Here is a 17,097-nt window from a genome sequence, read left to right on the forward strand (position 1 = left end):
CTCCTCGGTGGACCTGGAGGAGTGCTGCAGCGGCCATCGTTCAGGCTTGCAACCATAGACTCGGGCTTTTCGCAAAAGTTCTCCCCTCCAAGCAAGTTTCCTGCGGCCCTTGAACGGCTCGCACGAAAAACGCAGCACGGTCACGGCCGGCTGCGTCAATATTCTGGTCTCGTGTACGCAGGCAGAGCCGATATCAGCCCCAGGCCTCCCGTCGCCGCCGCGTCCTGGCATGCAGGCAACCTTCTATGGATAGGCAGGGTTCCAGGAAAGTTCCCACATGCAAGCATCAGGTCGCACCGCACGTCATGGAAATCAGGCCCTCGAGGCTGTTATAAAGGCAACCCAGCCCGTTTCACGATAGTTTCACAATGCCATAAACACCTGACTATTGTGCCGATACCCCCGTCCTTATACTAGTGGTCGCCTCGCTCGGATATCCCTGACATGAGCCAACAATTCCAACATGACGTTCTGGTGATCGGCAGCGGTGCCGCCGGCCTGAGCCTGGCCCTGAACCTCCCGGCGCACCTGCGCATCGCCGTACTGAGCAAAGGCGAGCTGGCCAACGGCTCGACCTTCTGGGCACAGGGCGGTGTTGCCGCCGTGCTCGACGACACCGACACGGTACAGTCCCACGTGGAGGATACGCTCAATGCCGGCGGCGGGCTGTGTCATGAAGACGCGGTGCGCTATACGGTCGAGCACAGTCGCGAGGCGATCCAGTGGCTGATCGACCAGGGCGTGCCGTTTACCCGTGACGAACAGGCCGGCGTCGATGAACGCGGCTTCGAGTTCCACCTGACCCGCGAGGGCGGCCACAGCCACCGGCGCATCATCCACGCGGCCGACGCCACTGGCGCGGCGATTTTCACCACGTTGCTGGAGCAGGCCCGCCAGCGCCCGAACATCGAGCTTCTGGAACAGCGCGTGGCGGTCGACCTGATCACCGAACGGCGCCTGGGCCAGGCCGGCGAGCGCTGCCTGGGAGCCTATGTGCTCAACCGTGCCAGCGGCGAGGTCGACACCTTTGGCGCCCGCTTCACCGCGCTGGCCACCGGCGGGGCGGCCAAGGTCTACCTCTATACCAGCAACCCGGACGGCGCCTGCGGCGACGGGATCGCCATGGCCTGGCGCGCCGGCTGCCGGGTGGCGAACCTGGAGTTCAACCAGTTCCACCCCACCTGCCTGTACCACCCGCAGGCCAAGAGCTTCCTGATCACAGAAGCACTGCGCGGTGAAGGCGCCCTGCTCAAGCTGCCCAACGGCGAGCGCTTCATGCCGCGCTTCGACCCGCGCGCCGAACTCGCCCCGCGCGACATCGTGGCCCGCGCCATCGACCATGAGATGAAGCGCCTGGGCGTCGACTGCGTGTACCTGGACATCAGCCACAAGCCTGCGGAGTTCGTCAAAAGCCACTTCCCGACCGTGTACGAACGCTGCCTCACCTTCGGTATCGACATCACCACCCAGCCGATCCCGGTGGTACCGGCGGCGCACTACACCTGTGGCGGCGTGATGGTCGACGACCACGGCCAGACCGACGTACCGGGGCTCTATGCCATTGGCGAAACCAGCTTCACCGGCCTGCACGGTGCCAACCGCATGGCCAGCAACTCGCTGCTCGAATGTTTCGTCTACGGCCGCTCGGCGGCAGCCGACATCCTCGCCAGGCTCGACAGCGTGGCCATGCCCCAGGCCCTGCCCTGCTGGGATGCCAGCCAGGTCACCGATTCGGACGAAGATGTGATCATTGCGCACAACTGGGACGAGCTGCGCCGGTTCATGTGGGACTACGTCGGCATCGTGCGCACCAGCAAACGCCTGCAGCGCGCCCAGCACCGGGTACGGCTGCTGCTGGACGAAATCGACGAGTTCTACAGCAACTACAAGGTCAGCCGCGACCTGATCGAGCTGAGGAACCTTGCCCAGGTAGCGGAGCTGATGATCCGCTCGGCCATGCAGCGCAAGGAAAGCCGGGGCCTGCACTACACCCTGGACTACCCGGACATGCTGCCCGAAGCTCTGGACACTATTCTACGGCCGCCCACCTACGCCGACTGAACTTCAACCGCAAGCGCAGGCGCCGGTGCAGCACCGGTTCCAGCGCATCGGGGGCGATGCACTGGCTCTGGCTGAACAGCCGCCCCGGCCGGCGATAACGCAGCACTACCAGGGCGGGCAAGGCGAGGCTGTCGCGGCGCAGTTGCACCTGCTGCCAGCCCGTGGTCGCGCTGAACAGGTGCCAGCCAGAAGGATCACGGCGAAGGCCGGTGACGGCACGCGGGTGGGTAAGCAGGATATGCCGGGGCACGACCCAGGCTGCGTGTGCCAGGCAAAGCGCCAGGCCAAGCAGGGTCATGTATAGCGAAATGGCCAGCAGGCACAGCGCGATCAGCGCCAGCAACTGGCATGCGAGGTAGGCCGCCAGCAGGGCCCTCGAGCCCTGCCAGCGACACTCGAAGCGGTCACTTGGGCTGGACACGGTCCAGGATCATGCGCACCATGCGCTGCAGCTCAGGGTCGTCGGACTCGCTGCGTTCCATGAACCAGCCGAACATGTCCTGGTCTTCACAGGTCAGCAGCCGGACATAGAGCGCGCGGTCGACGTCGTTCAAGGTGCTGTACACCTCCTGGGTAAACGGCACCAGCAGCACGTCCAGCTCCAGCATGCCGCGGCGGCTATGCCAGAAGAGCCGGTTGAGTTCAGATTGTTCGACGACCATGGAGCCCTCCTCAAATTGGCCGCCAGTATACAGGCCGAGCCTGTGAACGGCACAAGGCGTTGGTCTAGGTCGGCTACCTATTTTGCCGACAGCACTCTATGATGACCCCCAGTCCTGATTACCTGCGAAGACCCATGGCCGACTCCGCTTTTTTCTGCCCCCTGTCCCACGAGGGCGTCCTCGCCGTCCGCGGCTCTGACGCCGGCAAGTTTCTGCAAGGTCAACTGACCTGCAACATCAATTACCTCGACGAGCACACCTCCAGCCTCGGCGCGCGCTGCATGGTCAAAGGGCGCATGCAGTCGAGCTTTCGCATCGTGCCCCACGCCGACGGCTTCGTGCTGGCAATGACCCACGAACTGCTCGAGCCGCAACTGGCCGACCTGAAGAAGTACGCCGTGTTCTCCAAGGCCAAGCTCACCGACGAGAGCAGTGCCTGGGCGCGCTTCGGCCTGCAGCATGGCGACAAGGCGTTGCAGGCGCTGGGCATCGAGCCGCCGACGCAAGATGGCGCCATCAGCCGGCACGACCCCCTGTTCGCAATTGCCGTATCGCCGGGCCGCACCGAACTGTGGGTACCGGCCGAACAGGCCGCAGCCGTACGCGAGCAACTGGCCGAGCACCTCGACGAAGGCCCGCTGGACGCCTGGCTGCTGGGGCAGATCCGCGCCGGTATCGGCCAGGTGATGGCCCAGACCCGCGAACTGTTCATCCCGCAGATGATCAACCTGCAGGCCGTGGGTGGCGTCAGCTTCAAGAAGGGTTGCTATACCGGGCAGGAAATCGTCGCGCGCATGCAGTACCTGGGCAAGCTCAAGCGTCGCCTGTATCGCCTGGCCCTGGCCGAGGGTACTGCTCCGGCCCCTGGCACCGAGGTGTTCTCCCCTACCCATGCCTCATCGGTGGGTGAGGTGGTGCTGGCCGCCACGAGCGCGCAGGGCAGCGAGCTGCTGGCGGTGCTGACTGCCGATGCGGTAGCAGACGACAACCTGCACCTGGGCAGCCCCGAGGGCCCGCGCCTGGAACTGCTGAGCCTGCCTTACGAACTGGACCGCGATCGCGAAATCCAGCGCTGAGCCCACCTGCCCCGCCGCGTGTGGCGGTGGGGCCCCTGAATGCGCTAGAGAATCCACGATGAACACGCTGGCCCAGATCGTTGAAGCACAATTGCTCAGCGCCATCGACAACGATGACCTGGTGCTGCCGACCTTGCCGGAAGTGGCCCTGAGCATCCGCGAAGCGGCTGAAGACAGCGAGATCAGCGTCAGCACCCTGAGCAAGGTGATCGGCCGCGACGCCGCGTTGTCGGCACGCCTGATCAAGGTGGTCAACAGCCCCTTGCTGCGTGCGGCCACCGAAGTCACCGACCTGCAGACCGCCATCACCCGCATGGGTATCAACTACAGCTGCAACCTGGCCATCGGCCTGGTGATCGAGCAGATCTTCCATGCGCGCTCACCGGTGGTCGAACAGAAAATGCGTGAAATATGGGCCAAGAGCCTGGAAGTGGCCGGCATCAGCTATGAGCTGTGCCTGCGCTTCACCCAGCTCAAGCCCGACCAGGGCGCCCTCGCCGGGCTGGTCCACCAGATCGGCGCATTGCCGATCCTGACCTATGCCGAAGAACACAACGAACTGCTCTCCGACCCGGTCTGCCTGAACCATGTGATCGACCTGATCCACCCGGTACTGGGCGACAAGATCCTCAGCGTGTGGGAATTTCCCGAGCAACTGGCCGGGCTGCCGAGCCTGTCGCAGAACCTGGAGCGCAGCACCGACAAGCTCGACTATGTCGACATCGTGCAGATCGCGCGCACCCTCAGCGATGGCAACGAACATGCCCTGGCGCGCCTGCCGGCGATGCGTCACCTGAAGCTGCCACCCAACAGCCACCTGCAGGTCAGCGAGCTGATCGGCGCCAAGCACATGTTTCGCGCCTGATCAGTCGCCCGGGTTGAAGCTGACCCGAACCTTGAGCCCGCCGCGCTCGCCATCGTGCAGGCTGATCTGCGCCAGGTGCGCGCGGCAGATCTCACCGACGATGGCCAGCCCCAGGCCGGTGCCCTGCGCACTGCGCCGATAGAAGCGTTCGAACACCCGCTCGCGCTCCTGCGGGGGAATCCCCGGCCCGTCGTCCTCCACCTCCAGCACCGCCGGGGCCGTCACCCGCAGAATCACGTTGCCATTGGCCGGGGTGTGCGCCAGGGCGTTGTCCACCAGGTTGCTCAGCAATTCGTTGAGCAGCGTCGGCTCGCCGCGTATCCACACCGGCGCCTGTGCTTCCAGTGCCAATGCCACACCCCGTGCATGCGCCAGCGGCGCCATGGCCATGCCCAGCTCGCGGGCCAGCTGGCTGAGGTCGAGCAACTGTGCACCGCCCTCGGCAATGGCGCGCGCACCGTTCTCCACCCGTGCCAGCGACAGCAGCTGGTTGGCCAGGTGGGTCAGCTTGTCGGTGCCCTGGGCCGCCAGTTCGAGCGTGGTGCGCCACTCCTGCGGGTCCTTGGCGCGCAGGCCCAGTTCCACCCGCGCCTTGAGCGCCGCCAGGGGGGTGCGCAACTCGTGCGCGGCGTCGGCGATGAACTGCGCCTGGCGCTCGAACTGGCCCCGCAGGCGCTCGGTGAAGTGATTCAGTGCACGCACCAGCGGCCCCAGTTCGCGCTGAACCTGAACCACCGGCAGGGCGCGCAGGTCGTCGGGCTGGCGTTCTTCCACGGCGCTGCGCAGGCGCTCCAGCGGGCGCAATGCGGCGCTGACCGCAAACCACACCAGCAGCAACGCCCCCATCGCCAGCATGCCCAGGCGCAGCAGGGTATCGGCCATCAGGCTGCGGGCCATGCTCACGCGCGCCTCTTCGGTTTCGGCCACGCGGATCTCCGCCATGCCGTTCATGTTCGGCTCGCTCACCGCCTTGAGCAGGCTGACCACCCGCACGTCCTGGCCCAGGTAGCGCGCATCGTAGAAGCGCGCCAGGGCCGGATAGTCATCGGTACGCGGGGTATCGGGCGGCGGTGCGGGCAGGTTTTCGTAGCCGGAAATCAGGCGTTGATGGATGTCGTTGACCTGGTAGTAGATCCGCCCCGCGCTGTCGTAGGCAAAGGTGTCCAATGCTACGTAGGGCACATCGGCGCTGAGGGTGCCGTCGCGTTGCGAGAGCCCTGCGGCGATGGTGCGCGCCGAGGCCAGCAGGGTACGGTCATAGGCAGTGTCGGCGGCCTCGCGACCGTTCCAGTAGGCACTCAGCCCGCTGGCCACCATCAGCACCACCAGCAGCAGGGCGAGGTTCCACAGCAGGCGCCCGCGCAGGCTGCCGGCGTCACGCATCACGGTGCTCGAGCAGATAGCCCAGCCCACGGAAGGTGACGATCGCCACGGCATGCCCGTCGAGCTTCTTGCGCAGGCGGTGCACGTAGATCTCGATGGCGTCGGGGCTGGCCTCCTCGTCCAGGCCGAACACCTGCGCCGCCAGTTGCTCCTTGCTCATCACCCTGCCAGGGCGGGCGATCAGCGCCTCGAGCACGGCCTGTTCGCGGGAGGTCAGGGCCAACAGCTCGCCCCCCAGGGTGAAGCGCCGGGTATCCAGGTCGTACACCAGCGGGCCGCAGGTCTGCTGGCGCTCGCCACCGAGCACGCTGCGGCGCAGCAGGGCCTTGACCCGCGCCTCCAGCTCGGTCAGTTCGAACGGCTTGGCCAGGTAGTCGTCAGCCCCCAGGTTCAGGCCGTGCACCCGGTCCTTGACGTCGCTGCGGGCGGTCAGCATCAGCACCGGCACGGTCTTGCCGCGGGCCCGCAGGCGCGCCAGCACCTCGAAGCCGTCCATGCGCGGCAGGCCCACATCGAGCACCGCCACGGCATATTCCTCGCTGGCCAGGGCCAGGTCGGCAGCAACTCCATCGTGCAGCACATCCACCGTCAGGCCTGTGCTCTTGAGGGCCTGGGCCACGCTCTCAGCCAGTTGCAGATGGTCTTCGACGAGCAGTACACGCATCGATTTCTCCTGGTCGTGTCGCGTTCAATGGCGCGGAGTTTACAGCGCGGCGGGCGCCTGTGAAGCCATCGAAACATTGAAAGGCCACTGAAAGGTTAGCGAAAGGTTGAGCCCCTAGCATCGCCTGACGGCCCGTTGTACAGGCCGTAGATCGAACCGAAGCGTTCGACCCGAATAAGAACAATAACGGAGTCACCCCACGATGCTGTCCACCCAGCCTCAGGCGCCTGCGCCTGCCCGTCGCCTGCACCCTCGTCCCTCTGCCATCGCCAGTGCCCTCGCCTTTGTCGGCGTCGCCCCGCTGAGCCAGGCCGCGTTCATCGAAGACAGCACCGCCACCTTCGAAACACGCACCATGTACTTCAACCGCGATTTCCACAACGAGCCCAGCACCACGCAATCCAAGCGCGAGGAATGGGCCCAGGGCTTCATGCTCAACCTGGAATCGGGCTACACCGAAGGCACCGTCGGCTTCGGCGTCGACGCCCTGGGCATGCTCGGGGTCAAGCTCGACTCCGGCAAGGGCCGCACCGGCACCGGCCTGCTGCCGACCCATGACGACGGGCGCGCCGCCGACGAGTACTCCAAGCTCGGCCTGACCGGCAAGGTCAAGGTGTCGGCCACCGAGCTGAAGGTCGGTACGCTGATCCCGCAAACGCCCACCCTGCGCCCCAACGACGGGCGCATCCTGCCGCAGACCTTCGAGGGCGGGCTGCTGACCTCCCAGGAAATCAGGCACCTGACCTTCACCGGTGGCCGCCTTGAAAAGGTCAAGGACCGCAACGACACCAACAAGGAAGACATCGCCCTCAACAACAAGAACGGTCGCTTCCTGGGCACGGCCGAAGGCAACCATTTCGACATGGCCGGAGTGGACTACAAGCTCACCGACCGCATCACCGGCAGCTATCACTTCGCCCAGCTCGACGACGTGTACCGCCAGCACTTCGTCGGCCTGCTCGCGACCCAGCCGTTCGGCCCGGGCACCTTCGGCGCCGATGTGCGTGTGGCGTTCAGCGGCGACCAGGGCCAGGCCCGCGGCGGCAGGATCGACAACACCGCCTTCGGCAGCCTGTTCAGCTATGCCCTCGGCGGCCACAAGCTGAGCACCGGCTACCAGCGCCTGTCGGGCGACAGCGCCTTCCCCTACGTCGATGGCGCCGACCCCTACCTGGTCAACTTCGTGCAGATCAACGACTTCGCCCAGGCCGACGAGCGCTCCTGGCAAGTGCGCTACGACTACGACTTCGCCAAGCTCGGCGTACCCGGCCTGAGCTTCATGAGCCGCTACCTCAGTGGCGACAACGTCAGCCGAGCCGGCGGTGGCGAAGGCAAGGAGTGGGAGCGCAATACCGAATTCAAGTACGTGGTACAGAGCGGCGCCCTGAAGAACGTCGCCGTGCGCCTGCGTAACGCCACCTTCCGTTCCAACTTCTCCCGCGACGCCGACGAAGTGCGGCTGCTGGTGAGCTACAGCGTGGCGCTTTGGTAATCCGCCCATAACAACAATGTTCACGGAGACTGACGATGACTTTTTCACTGCGCAAGATCGCCCTGGCCACCGGCTGTCTGCTGCTGGCCGGCAACGTGCTGGCCGCCGAACCCAAACGCCCCGAGTGCATTGCCCCGGCCTCGCCCGGCGGCGGCTTTGACCTGACCTGCAAGCTGGTGCAGAGCGCGCTGCTCAACGAGAAGATCCTGAGCAAGCCGATGCGCGTCACCTACATGCCCGGCGGAGTCGGCGCGGTGGCCTACAACGCTGTGGTGGCCCAGCGCCCGGCCGACGCCGGCACGCTGGTGGCGTGGTCCAGCGGTTCGCTGCTGAACCTGGCCCAGGGCAAGTTCGGCCGCTTCGACGAGAACGCAGTGCGCTGGCTGGCAGCGGTAGGCACCAGCTACGGCGCCATCGCGGTGAAAAAGGACTCGCCCTACAAGACCCTCGATGACCTGGTGGCGGCACTGAAAAAAGACCCTGGCAAGGTGGTGATCGGCTCGGGCGGCACCGTTGGCAGCCAGGACTGGATGCAGACCGCACTGATTGCCAAGGCCGCCGGCATCAACCCGCGCGACCTGCGCTATGTGGCACTGGAAGGCGGTGGCGAGATTGCCACCGCATTGCTGGGCGGGCACATCCAGGTGGGCAGCACGGACATCTCCGACTCGATGCCGCACATCCAGAGCGGCGACATGCGCCTGCTGGCGGTGTTCTCCCCCGAACGCCTGGACGAGCCCGAGATGAAGGACATCCCTACCGCCAAGGAACAGGGCTACGACATCGTCTGGCCAGTAGTACGCGGGTTCTACCTGGGGCCGAAGGTGAGCGACGAGGACTATGCCTGGTGGAAGGCATCGTTCGACACGCTGCTGGCCTCGGATGAATTCGACAAGCTGCGTGACCAGCGCGAGCTGTTCCCGTTCGCCATGACCGGTGAAGCGCTGGACGTGTATGTGAAGCAGCAGGTAGCGGACTACAAGGCACTGGCCCAGGAATTCGGACTGATCCAGTAACCCATCGCTTCACCTGTAGGAGCCGGCCTTGCCGGCGAATCACCGCGGTCCCGCCAGGTCGGTGGCGCGTCATTCGCCGGCAAGGCCGGCTCCTACGGGTGCAGGTTTGCCCTTCGAGGATTCCCCCATGATCCTGCAACGCCTTTTCGCCCTGACCCTACTGGCCGCCTGCGCCGCACTGGCCGTCATGGCCTGGCCCTACCAGGCCGCCTTCTCCTACGAACCGGTCGGCCCGCGCGCCTATCCGTTGCTGATGCTCGGCCTGATGGCCATCGCCCTGCTCTACCTGGCGATCCGTCCCACGCCCATCGTGCGCAAGGACGACGAACCAGAGCTGGACCGCGCCAGCCTGATCAAGATCGGCCTGTGCACCGGCCTGCTGCTGGTGTTCGCCGCCACCTTCGAATCCCTGGGCTTCATCCTCAGCAGCACGCTGATCGGCATCCCCATGGCGCGCCTGTACGGCGGACGCTGGCTGCCCAGTGCGGTCATCGTCGGATTGATGAGCATCGCCCTGTACCTGCTGTTCGACCGCGCCATGGATGTGCCCCTGCCCCTGGGCCTGCTCGACGTTCTGGAGAATTGACATGGATACTTTCAGCTACCTCGGTCAGGGCTTCGGCGTCGCCCTGAGCCCCTACAACCTGGTGACTGCACTATGCGGCACGCTGATCGGTACGGTGGTCGGCCTGCTGCCGGGCCTGGGCCCGATCAACGGCGTGGCGCTGCTGATCCCCATCGCGTTCGCCCTGGGCCTGCCGCCGGAATCGGCGCTGATCCTGCTGGCCGCGGTGTACCTGGGCTGCGAATACGGCGGGCGCATCAGCTCGATCCTGCTCAACATCCCCGGTGAAGCCTCCACCGTGATGACCACCCTGGACGGCTACCCCATGGCTCGCCAGGGCCTGGCCGGGGTGGCGCTATCGCTGTCGGCCTGGAGCTCGTTCATCGGTGCGTTCATCGCCACCTGCGGCATGGTGCTGTTCGCCCCGCTGCTGGCCAAGTGGGCGATCGCCTTCGGCCCGGCGGAGTATTTCGTGCTGATGGTGTTCGCCATCGTGGCACTGGGCGGCATGGCCGGCGACAAGCCGCTCAAGACCTTCATCGCCGCCCTGATCGGGCTGTTCCTTTCGGCCGTGGGCATCGACGCCAACAGCGGTGTGTACCGCTTCACCGGCGACAGCATCCACCTCACCGACGGCATCCAGTTCGTGGTGCTGGTGCTGGGCCTGTTCTCCATCAGCGAGATCCTGTTGCTGCTGGAAAAGACCCACCACGGGCACAAGGCCGTGGAAGCCACCGGACGCATGCTGTTCAACCTCAAGGAAGCCGCCTCGGTGTTCGTGGTGAACATCCGCTGCGGCCTGCTCGGCTTCTTCATGGGCGTGCTGCCCGGGGCCGGTGCGACCCTGGCCAGTGCCGTGGCGTACATGACCGAAAAACGCCTGGCCGGTGCCAGCGGCACCTTCGGTAAGGGTGACAAGCGCGGCCTGGCCGCTCCGGAAACCGCCATCGGCGCCTCCTGCTGCGGCGCCCTGGTGCCGATGCTGACCCTGGGCGTACCGGGCTCGGGTACCACGGCGGTGATGATCGGTGCCTTGAGCCTGTACAACATCACCCCCGGCCCGCTGCTATTCGAACAGCAGCCGGATATCGTCTGGGGCCTGATCGCCTCGCTGTTCATCGCCAACATCATGCTGGTGATCCTCAACATCCCCATGGTGCGCCTGTTCACCCGCATCCTGTCGGTGCCCAACTGGGCGCTGGTGCCGGTGATCGCGATCATCACCGCGATCGGCGTGTATGCGGTGCATGCCACCACCTTCGACCTGTTCCTGATGATCGGCATCGGCATCTTCGGCTACATCCTGCGCAAGCTGGACTTCCCGCTGTCGCCGCTGCTGCTGGGCTTCATTCTCGGCGGGCTGATGGAGCAGAACCTGCGCCGGGCGCTGTCGATCTCCAACGGTGAACTGGAGATTCTGTGGGCCAGCCCGATCAGCCTGGGGGTGTGGGCGATGGTCGCGTTGATGCTGACCCTGCCGCTGCTGCGTATCTGGCGCCGCCGCAGCGCCCAGCGTCGTGCCCTGGCCGATGTCTGAATCTACCTTGCGCACCTGGTGGGCCACTCCACTGGTCGGCCTGGCCGGCGGGTACCTCGCCAGCCTGGTCGGCTGGCCGCTGCCATGGATGGTCGGCTCGCTGCTGGCGGTGATTCTGGTGCGCTGCCTGACGCCCTGGCAGATCGGTGAAATACCCAACGGGCGCAAGTGCGGCCAGTGGATCATCGGCGTCGGCATCGGCCTGCACTTCACCCCCCAGGTGGTCGAACAGGTGGCCAGCCATTTCGGCTTGATCTTCTTCGGCGCGCTGATCACCAGCGTATCCAGCCTGATCGGCGTATGGCTGTTGCTGCGCACCGGTGAAGACCGGGCCACGGCGTTCTTTTCCAGCATGCCGGGCGGCTCGGGCGAGATGGTCAACCTGGGTGCACGCAACGGCGCAGTGCTCAGCCGCGTCGCCGCCGGGCAGAGCCTGCGGGTACTGGCGGTCGTGCTGTGCGTGCCCGCAGCGTTCAAGTTCCTGCTCGGCGACGGCGTACCGTTGAGCCATGCCGGTACGGTGGATGGTTACTGGCTGGCGTTGATCGCGCCGCTCGGGGTGCTGGCCGCACTGCTCTGGCAGCGCCTGCGCCAGCCCAACCCGTGGCTGTTCGGCCCGCTGCTGGTGGCCTCGAGCATCAGCATCGGCGCCAACCTGCACACCGGCCTGCCCGACGGCGCCAGCCAGCTCGGCCAGTGGCTGATCGGCAGCGGCCTGGGCTGTCACTTCAACCGCGCGTTCTTTCGTCGCGCGCCGTCATTTCTGGGCCGTACCCTGGTCGCCACGGCACTGACCATGCTGCTGGCGGGCCTCGCGGCCTGGGCCTTGAGCGCGTTGACGGCGCTGGACCTGCGCTCGCTGACCCTGGGCATGATGCCCGGCGGTATCGCCGAAATGAGCCTGACCGCCGAAACCCTGCAACTGTCGGTACCGCTGGTGACCGCGCTGCAGGTGATGCGCCTGCTGTTCGTGCTGTTTCTGGCCGAGCCGTTGTTCCGGCACTGGGCGGGCGAACGAACATCCGCCAACCCCTGAAACGAGAAAAGGAAGCCGAGGCTTCCTTTTCTTTTCTACTGCTCGCCTGATCAGAAGCGATAGCTTGCGCCGAGGCTGAAGCTGTACGGCATCTCGATGTTCTTGCCGTTCATGTAGCCAGCCTCGCCGTACACCTGGAAGTCCTTGGCGACGGTCCAGGCAACCCCTGCGCCCAGCTCGGCGCGCGAACCGGACAGGTCGTTGTTGAACACGTTGTTGTTCACCTGCACCTGGTTGCGCTGTGCGAACTCATGGGCAAACGCGGCCTTCACATAGGGCTGGATCATGCTGTCGCCGCCCAGCGAGATGGTCTTGCCGAGCGTGGTACCGACCTTGCCCAGCAGCGAGCGGCTGACATCGCCATTGGCGTCGAAGCCGTTGTCCAGGGTGAAGTCCTTGCCGGCCACCGCCGCAGCGGCCACCTGGGCGAAGGGTTCGATGAAGTAGCCATCGTCGAGCTTGATGTGCTTGCCGACTTCCACCGAGGCGCTCATGCCGTGGGTGTCGTAGTCGCCCTTGGTGCGGGTGCCATCGCTCAGGCCGACCTTGGCGTCATTCTGGTAGCGGTTGTACTTGAGCACGCTGTCGACGTAATAGCCGCTCTCAGGGTCCATCCAGGTGGCGTAGCCGCCCACATAGTAGCTGTCGATGCTGCCCGAACTGCCGTAGCTCAGGTTCAGGTCCGAGCGGCTGTGGCCGGCCAGCAGGCCCAGGGTCCAGTTGCTTTCGCCCAGTTGCGCATCGGCCCCGAAGGTCAGCCCGCGCTGGTTCTGCTGGTACCCTACGCCCGACGAGGCGTCGGCAATGTTGTGCTGGTTGCCGTAGGCACGCATCCACACCCCGGCGTTCTTGCCCTGGTTGTAACGCAGTTCCCCCATGCGGCTGCGCAGCGAGGTCATTTCGCCGTAGGCGATGGTGATCGGGGTGTTGAACAGGGCCATGACCGTGCGGGTCATCGGGCTGATGGTGCGGGTTTCCCTGTCCAGGTACCAATCCTGGCCGTCCTTCACCAGCTTGTAGGAGTAGGCACCCAAGTCTACTTCCTGGCGATCGTTGAGCAGGCTGAACTGCGCATCGCCCGAGCCCGTATGAACCAGCTGCAGGCGTTCCACGCTGGCGGGGTCGGTACCGCTGGTGCCGACCATCAGCCCATGGGTGCCGCTGGCGTTGCCGGTGACGTTCAGGAAATCGGTGGCGCCGCTGGCGAAGTTGGACGCCATGTAGAACTCGCCATTGCCCGACAGGCTCTGCACATTCAGTTCATAGAACGAGTTTTCGTCGCCGAAGGTGATGCGGCCCCCGGTCATGGCCAGGTCGCCGATGGTGTTGTTGGCGTTCAGGGTCCAGTTGGAGTTGCTGTTGATGTTTACCTGCTGCACACCGTTCAAGTTGCCGGTGAGTTGCGAGCGGTTGTCAAGCGCCAACGACGCGTTGGCACCAGGTGTAACAACTACATCCCCCACCAGAGACGCCTGATCAAGTTTCAGGTTAGCGGTGGCGGTATCAGCAATTTGCACATTGCCGCGCAACGAAGAAGCTGCCACGTTCAGGTTGGCCGTGGCAGGGCCCTGGACCTCAAGAATGACGCCGTTACCACCGTTCAAGGTCGAACCATTTCTAACATTGATTTCAGCGACCGTATCAGTGCGCACCAGAACTGCAGGGCCCGTACCGCCAGTGGCACTGGAGTTATCCAAGGTGAGTGTCGGCGCTTGCGAATTGATGGCTGACTCGCGCCCGATGCGAACTCCGGCCGCTGTACCGTTGAATTGCGTACCGGAAGTAGCGGTGACAGTGCCGCCAAGGATCGCTAGGCCGATGCCGTCGGCATTGCTGCCAGTGACCGTGGTCCCGCTGATGTTCAATGTGCTCCTGGCGGACACCTGGGCCCCCAGCCTAGCGCCGGTAATAGTGCTGTTGCTGACAGTGGCGGTGGACGGTGCGGCCCCTACCCGTGCTATGGCCATCCCGACAGCGCCCGTTGAGGAAACAACTGCCCCATTCACGGTCGCGTTGCTGCCAAACAGGTGCAAGCCGTTGGAACTGCCGCCCGAGATAGTGCCGCCATTGAGCTGCACGGTCGACGCGGTAACACGAATGGACAACGTGGAAGCATCCTGGGTAGTCAGCACTGCACCGTTGACGAGATCATAAGTATCCGGTGCATCTGCAGCGGTAAGTGTCAGCGTCTGGTTATCAACTAGAATGGCCAATGCCTGCTCACTTGCAAGCGCCCATGGCAATAGCATCAACATATTCATAAATACAAATAGCGGCTTTTTTGCGCTTGTTTTATCGATTGTAGTTCGCATGCATGGACCCCTTGAAAAATAATCAGTTGAATTGAGGCGACTGCCTCGACTCGTAACTTCAAAGGTACATAGCCTAGGGGTATTGAATAGTGAGATATGTAGGAAATTTCCTAGGTAGCTTGCATTTAATTCCTCACCAACGCAGCGTGCTGGGGTTTCCCCCAGCACGCGACTGTCAGCTCTGAGGCAGACACAAACCGCCACCTGGCTTACGCAGGGCATAACGCACGGCCGATGCCTGAGAGCTACCCGGAATATTACCGGCCTTTACGATCCGCCAACTGGCGCGGAACGACCCCAATTCATAGTACTTGCCAGGCTGGTCAGCGATTTCGAAGTAAGACTTGAGCAGTGGCAACACACGCTCGATTCGATTTGAAGTAGCCTCTTGATCACTGACAACCACCGGTATTTCCCGCGTCCTGTCAGTGACAACTATTGAACCGGCCTTATCGCTGCACACGCTGAGTGTAATAAATACAAGATCATCTTTGGATAACACTCCCGCACGCTCTGCGATCGCCAACCTGATACCGTCTGGCAAAGGACGAGGACGTTCACAATTCAATATACCCAAAGCGGTCACTGGCGTTGTACCCGGTACATCGCTGCTACCGCCAATGCGATCCGGGAAGGTCACTTTTGCAGTTACCGTCACGGTGGCAATACTGACCTCTACGCTGCCATCGACCGCCTGTTGCGGGTTGCCGGTGGTTTCGGTTTCCTGGATTTCGTAACCGATCGCGATGGTGCCATTGCCCAGGCTCTCGACGAAATTCCAGGGAATCGGGATAGAGATGACAGTCCCCGGTGTTTCGCCTGCGGCGATGGTGTGTGTAACTGCATTGTCTTTTCGACCATAGAACAACCGGACGAACTCACCCACTTTCGCATTCTCGTACACGGTAAAGAGCAGAACCGCACCTGAGCCGACATCCGCTGGGCGAATAAAACCAGGTTGTTTCGAACTGTTGCCTTGAGCGCGAACCGGTACCAGCGTGGCGTTGATCGGTCCAGGCCCGACAGGGTCGGGGCCTATGGTGGTCAAGTCAACCGCCACCTCGGTGTCGGGCGATGTCCAGGTGTTCTTGCCACGAATGACGTCATACCATACCCGTACCGCTGGGTCTTTCACCTGGTCATTGGGCAAAGCAATCTCATCCCAGTTAAAGGTGACCCGATCATTCGGCCAGATAATGACTTTTACAGTGTCCTCATCACGGTAATACACCCGAATTTCATCGCCTGCCTGAGCGTTTTTAAAAGCCGGCACGATAGCTTCCACGCCAGTGCGGGCGTCCTCCCGACTAATCGGTGCAGCGGGTACCAGCGGCTTCAGCAGGTCCTCGGGTTCGGGGGTCAGACGCACCGTCAGGTGAACCGGGATGGAAAAGTCCGAGCGATTCCCAGCCCGGTCCTCAAGCTTGTACTGGAGCACCGAAACACCTTCGCCAATCGCTTTGATAGTGTCCTCATCGAGTTCGATGTCGAAGCCATCGTCCTCTGCCTCTGGGGGAACGTCGCCACTGCGAACAGGTACCGGGTTACCAGCGATGTACAACTGATATTTGTCGCCCGGGTAATAATCAAAATAAGGAGGAACATGAAGCGTCAATGTACCGCTGTGCTCAGCAAGGTATTTCAGGGTAACGACGCCATCAGTCACGTCGGCAGGGTACTCGATTGGCGCGGGGTTATCGTTCAACGCGGGGTCCAGCAAATCCAGTGTCAGCAGTTGAATTTCAGATTCTTCTTTGTTGCCCGTTTCATTACTATACACCGAGTAACCAATCAATTTGATACCATCCCCGCCCACTTTCAAACTATTGAAAGGGATGACAAAACGACCAGGAAGATCGGTGGCAGCAACAGGCACTTCAAACTTGTAGGTATACTGCACACCGTCTTCTACGCCGTTGACAACCGGAACACCATTTACATGCAGAGTTACATAATCGAAACTGCCATCATCCCCCCCCGAAGGCACCCACAATGGAATCTCCAACATTAGCCCCGACTTGAACTGGTCTCGGTGAAAAAGATTGACCTTACCATCGTCTGCAGCAGGCAATACATTATCCATCACAAAATCTTCAACTGCATTCACCCCGCCGACGCTCATCACCCCGAAGCCCGTGGGCGCCTTGGCGGCTTTAAGTTCATTACTGTGCTTAACAACTGCTTGAAGACCCTCTTCCAATGCAGTTTTATTATCCTGATCACGCTTGGCCCGGTACTCTGCAATCGCGGGATTTTTTGCCTTGGCGGCTTCACCGGTATTTGCCTTTTCTAAAATAGTCATCTTGACTCTCCATTTCAGGTAGATTTGCTAAACACACAACAGGCACGTGACGCTTCCTCAATCAGCCTGTGCGCCGCTGATTGCTTCATACGTTCGATACTTGCTAATGCCGCTACCACGTTCCTA

The 17,097-nt window shown here is 63.2% G+C and carries 14 protein-coding genes; 8 read left to right on the forward strand and 6 right to left on the reverse strand.

Annotated elements, in window-relative coordinates:
- Window positions 1–444 precede the first annotated feature (444 nt).
- Complete coding sequence (nadB, locus tag KH389_RS21275) at window positions 445–2,061, forward strand: L-aspartate oxidase (protein WP_054914774.1); 1,617 nt, start codon at window positions 445–447, stop codon at window positions 2,059–2,061.
- Here nadB and KH389_RS21280 read toward each other — a convergent pair.
- Complete coding sequence (locus tag KH389_RS21280; protein ID WP_213606194.1) at window positions 2,030–2,482, reverse strand: protein YgfX; 453 nt, start codon at window positions 2,480–2,482, stop codon at window positions 2,030–2,032. The two genes, nadB and KH389_RS21280, sit on opposite strands and share 32 nt — an antisense overlap.
- Entirely contained in the window at window positions 2,466–2,723 is a 258-nt protein-coding gene (locus tag KH389_RS21285) for an FAD assembly factor SdhE (protein ID WP_043862035.1), read from the reverse strand. The genes KH389_RS21280 and KH389_RS21285 overlap by 17 nt, the downstream gene beginning before the upstream one ends.
- A 134-nt stretch (window positions 2,724–2,857) precedes the next feature.
- Between KH389_RS21285 and ygfZ the strand changes: the two genes are divergently transcribed.
- Both ygfZ and KH389_RS21295 read left to right on the forward strand, forming a co-directional pair.
- A complete protein-coding gene (gene ygfZ / locus KH389_RS21290) occupies window positions 2,858–3,799 on the forward strand; it encodes a CAF17-like 4Fe-4S cluster assembly/insertion protein YgfZ (RefSeq protein ID WP_043862036.1) in 942 nt (313 codons plus the stop codon).
- Between the two features lie 58 nt (window positions 3,800–3,857).
- Window positions 3,858–4,664 (forward strand): HDOD domain-containing protein, encoded by an 807-nt coding sequence (locus KH389_RS21295; RefSeq protein ID WP_054914777.1) that lies wholly within the window; start codon window positions 3,858–3,860, stop codon window positions 4,662–4,664.
- Here the strand turns inward: KH389_RS21295 and KH389_RS21300 are convergent, their stop codons facing one another.
- A complete protein-coding gene (locus KH389_RS21300) occupies window positions 4,665–6,047 on the reverse strand; it encodes a sensor histidine kinase (RefSeq protein WP_043860097.1) in 1,383 nt (460 codons plus the stop codon). It lies immediately after the preceding gene.
- Entirely contained in the window at window positions 6,040–6,711 is a 672-nt protein-coding gene (locus tag KH389_RS21305) for a response regulator (RefSeq protein WP_043860096.1), read from the reverse strand. Before KH389_RS21305 ends, KH389_RS21300 begins: the two co-directional genes overlap by 8 nt.
- Window positions 6,712–6,913: 202 nt before the next feature.
- Here KH389_RS21305 and KH389_RS21310 point away from each other — a divergent pair, with 202 nt between their 5' ends.
- From KH389_RS21310 to KH389_RS21330, 5 genes are all read left to right on the forward strand, one after another.
- Window positions 6,914–8,203: an OprD family porin gene (locus KH389_RS21310; RefSeq protein WP_116052190.1), complete on the forward strand. Its 1,290-nt coding sequence runs from the start codon at window positions 6,914–6,916 to the stop codon at window positions 8,201–8,203.
- Between the two features lie 35 nt (window positions 8,204–8,238).
- Window positions 8,239–9,219, forward strand: a complete 981-nt coding sequence (locus KH389_RS21315) for a Bug family tripartite tricarboxylate transporter substrate binding protein (RefSeq protein ID WP_043860094.1) — start codon at window positions 8,239–8,241, stop codon at window positions 9,217–9,219.
- 127 nt (window positions 9,220–9,346) lie between these two features.
- Window positions 9,347–9,805 (forward strand): tripartite tricarboxylate transporter TctB family protein, encoded by a 459-nt coding sequence (locus tag KH389_RS21320; RefSeq protein ID WP_043860093.1) that lies wholly within the window; start codon window positions 9,347–9,349, stop codon window positions 9,803–9,805.
- 1 nt (window position 9,806) lies between these two features.
- Window positions 9,807–11,321: a tripartite tricarboxylate transporter permease gene (locus KH389_RS21325; RefSeq protein ID WP_043860092.1), complete on the forward strand. Its 1,515-nt coding sequence runs from the start codon at window positions 9,807–9,809 to the stop codon at window positions 11,319–11,321.
- Entirely contained in the window at window positions 11,314–12,357 is a 1,044-nt protein-coding gene (locus KH389_RS21330) for an AbrB family transcriptional regulator (RefSeq protein ID WP_043860091.1), read from the forward strand. The genes KH389_RS21325 and KH389_RS21330 overlap by 8 nt, the downstream gene beginning before the upstream one ends.
- A gap of 50 nt (window positions 12,358–12,407) precedes the next feature.
- Here KH389_RS21330 and KH389_RS27425 read toward each other — a convergent pair whose 3' ends face one another.
- Window positions 12,408–13,781 (reverse strand): autotransporter outer membrane beta-barrel domain-containing protein, encoded by a 1,374-nt coding sequence (locus KH389_RS27425; RefSeq protein ID WP_058540937.1) that lies wholly within the window; start codon window positions 13,779–13,781, stop codon window positions 12,408–12,410.
- A 1,063-nt stretch (window positions 13,782–14,844) separates the two neighbouring features.
- Window positions 14,845–16,971 (reverse strand): hypothetical protein, encoded by a 2,127-nt coding sequence (locus KH389_RS21340; protein ID WP_213606198.1) that lies wholly within the window; start codon window positions 16,969–16,971, stop codon window positions 14,845–14,847.
- Between the last annotated feature and the right edge of the window lie 126 nt (window positions 16,972–17,097).

Origin of the sequence: Pseudomonas qingdaonensis (genome assembly GCF_018398475.1) — a bacterium.
Lineage (GTDB): Bacteria > Pseudomonadota > Gammaproteobacteria > Pseudomonadales > Pseudomonadaceae > Aquipseudomonas > Aquipseudomonas palmensis.

Excerpts from the sequence above, each read along its gene's own strand:
- nadB (WP_054914774.1), top strand. The coding sequence starts at position 445 with ATGAGCCAACAATTCCAACATGACGTTCTGGTGATCGGCAGCGGTGCC.
- KH389_RS21285 (WP_043862035.1), bottom strand. The coding sequence starts at position 2,723 with ATGGTCGTCGAACAATCTGAACTCAACCGGCTCTTCTGGCATAGCCGC.
- ygfZ (WP_043862036.1), top strand. The coding sequence starts at position 2,858 with ATGGCCGACTCCGCTTTTTTCTGCCCCCTGTCCCACGAGGGCGTCCTC.
- KH389_RS21295 (WP_054914777.1), top strand. The coding sequence starts at position 3,858 with ATGAACACGCTGGCCCAGATCGTTGAAGCACAATTGCTCAGCGCCATC.
- KH389_RS21300 (WP_043860097.1), bottom strand. The coding sequence starts at position 6,047 with ATGCGTGACGCCGGCAGCCTGCGCGGGCGCCTGCTGTGGAACCTCGCC.
- KH389_RS21305 (WP_043860096.1), bottom strand. The coding sequence starts at position 6,711 with ATGCGTGTACTGCTCGTCGAAGACCATCTGCAACTGGCTGAGAGCGTG.
- KH389_RS21310 (WP_116052190.1), top strand. The coding sequence starts at position 6,914 with ATGCTGTCCACCCAGCCTCAGGCGCCTGCGCCTGCCCGTCGCCTGCAC.
- KH389_RS21315 (WP_043860094.1), top strand. The coding sequence starts at position 8,239 with ATGACTTTTTCACTGCGCAAGATCGCCCTGGCCACCGGCTGTCTGCTG.
- KH389_RS21320 (WP_043860093.1), top strand. The coding sequence starts at position 9,347 with ATGATCCTGCAACGCCTTTTCGCCCTGACCCTACTGGCCGCCTGCGCC.
- KH389_RS21325 (WP_043860092.1), top strand. The coding sequence starts at position 9,807 with ATGGATACTTTCAGCTACCTCGGTCAGGGCTTCGGCGTCGCCCTGAGC.
- KH389_RS21330 (WP_043860091.1), top strand. The coding sequence starts at position 11,314 with ATGTCTGAATCTACCTTGCGCACCTGGTGGGCCACTCCACTGGTCGGC.
- KH389_RS21340 (WP_213606198.1), bottom strand. The coding sequence starts at position 16,971 with ATGACTATTTTAGAAAAGGCAAATACCGGTGAAGCCGCCAAGGCAAAA.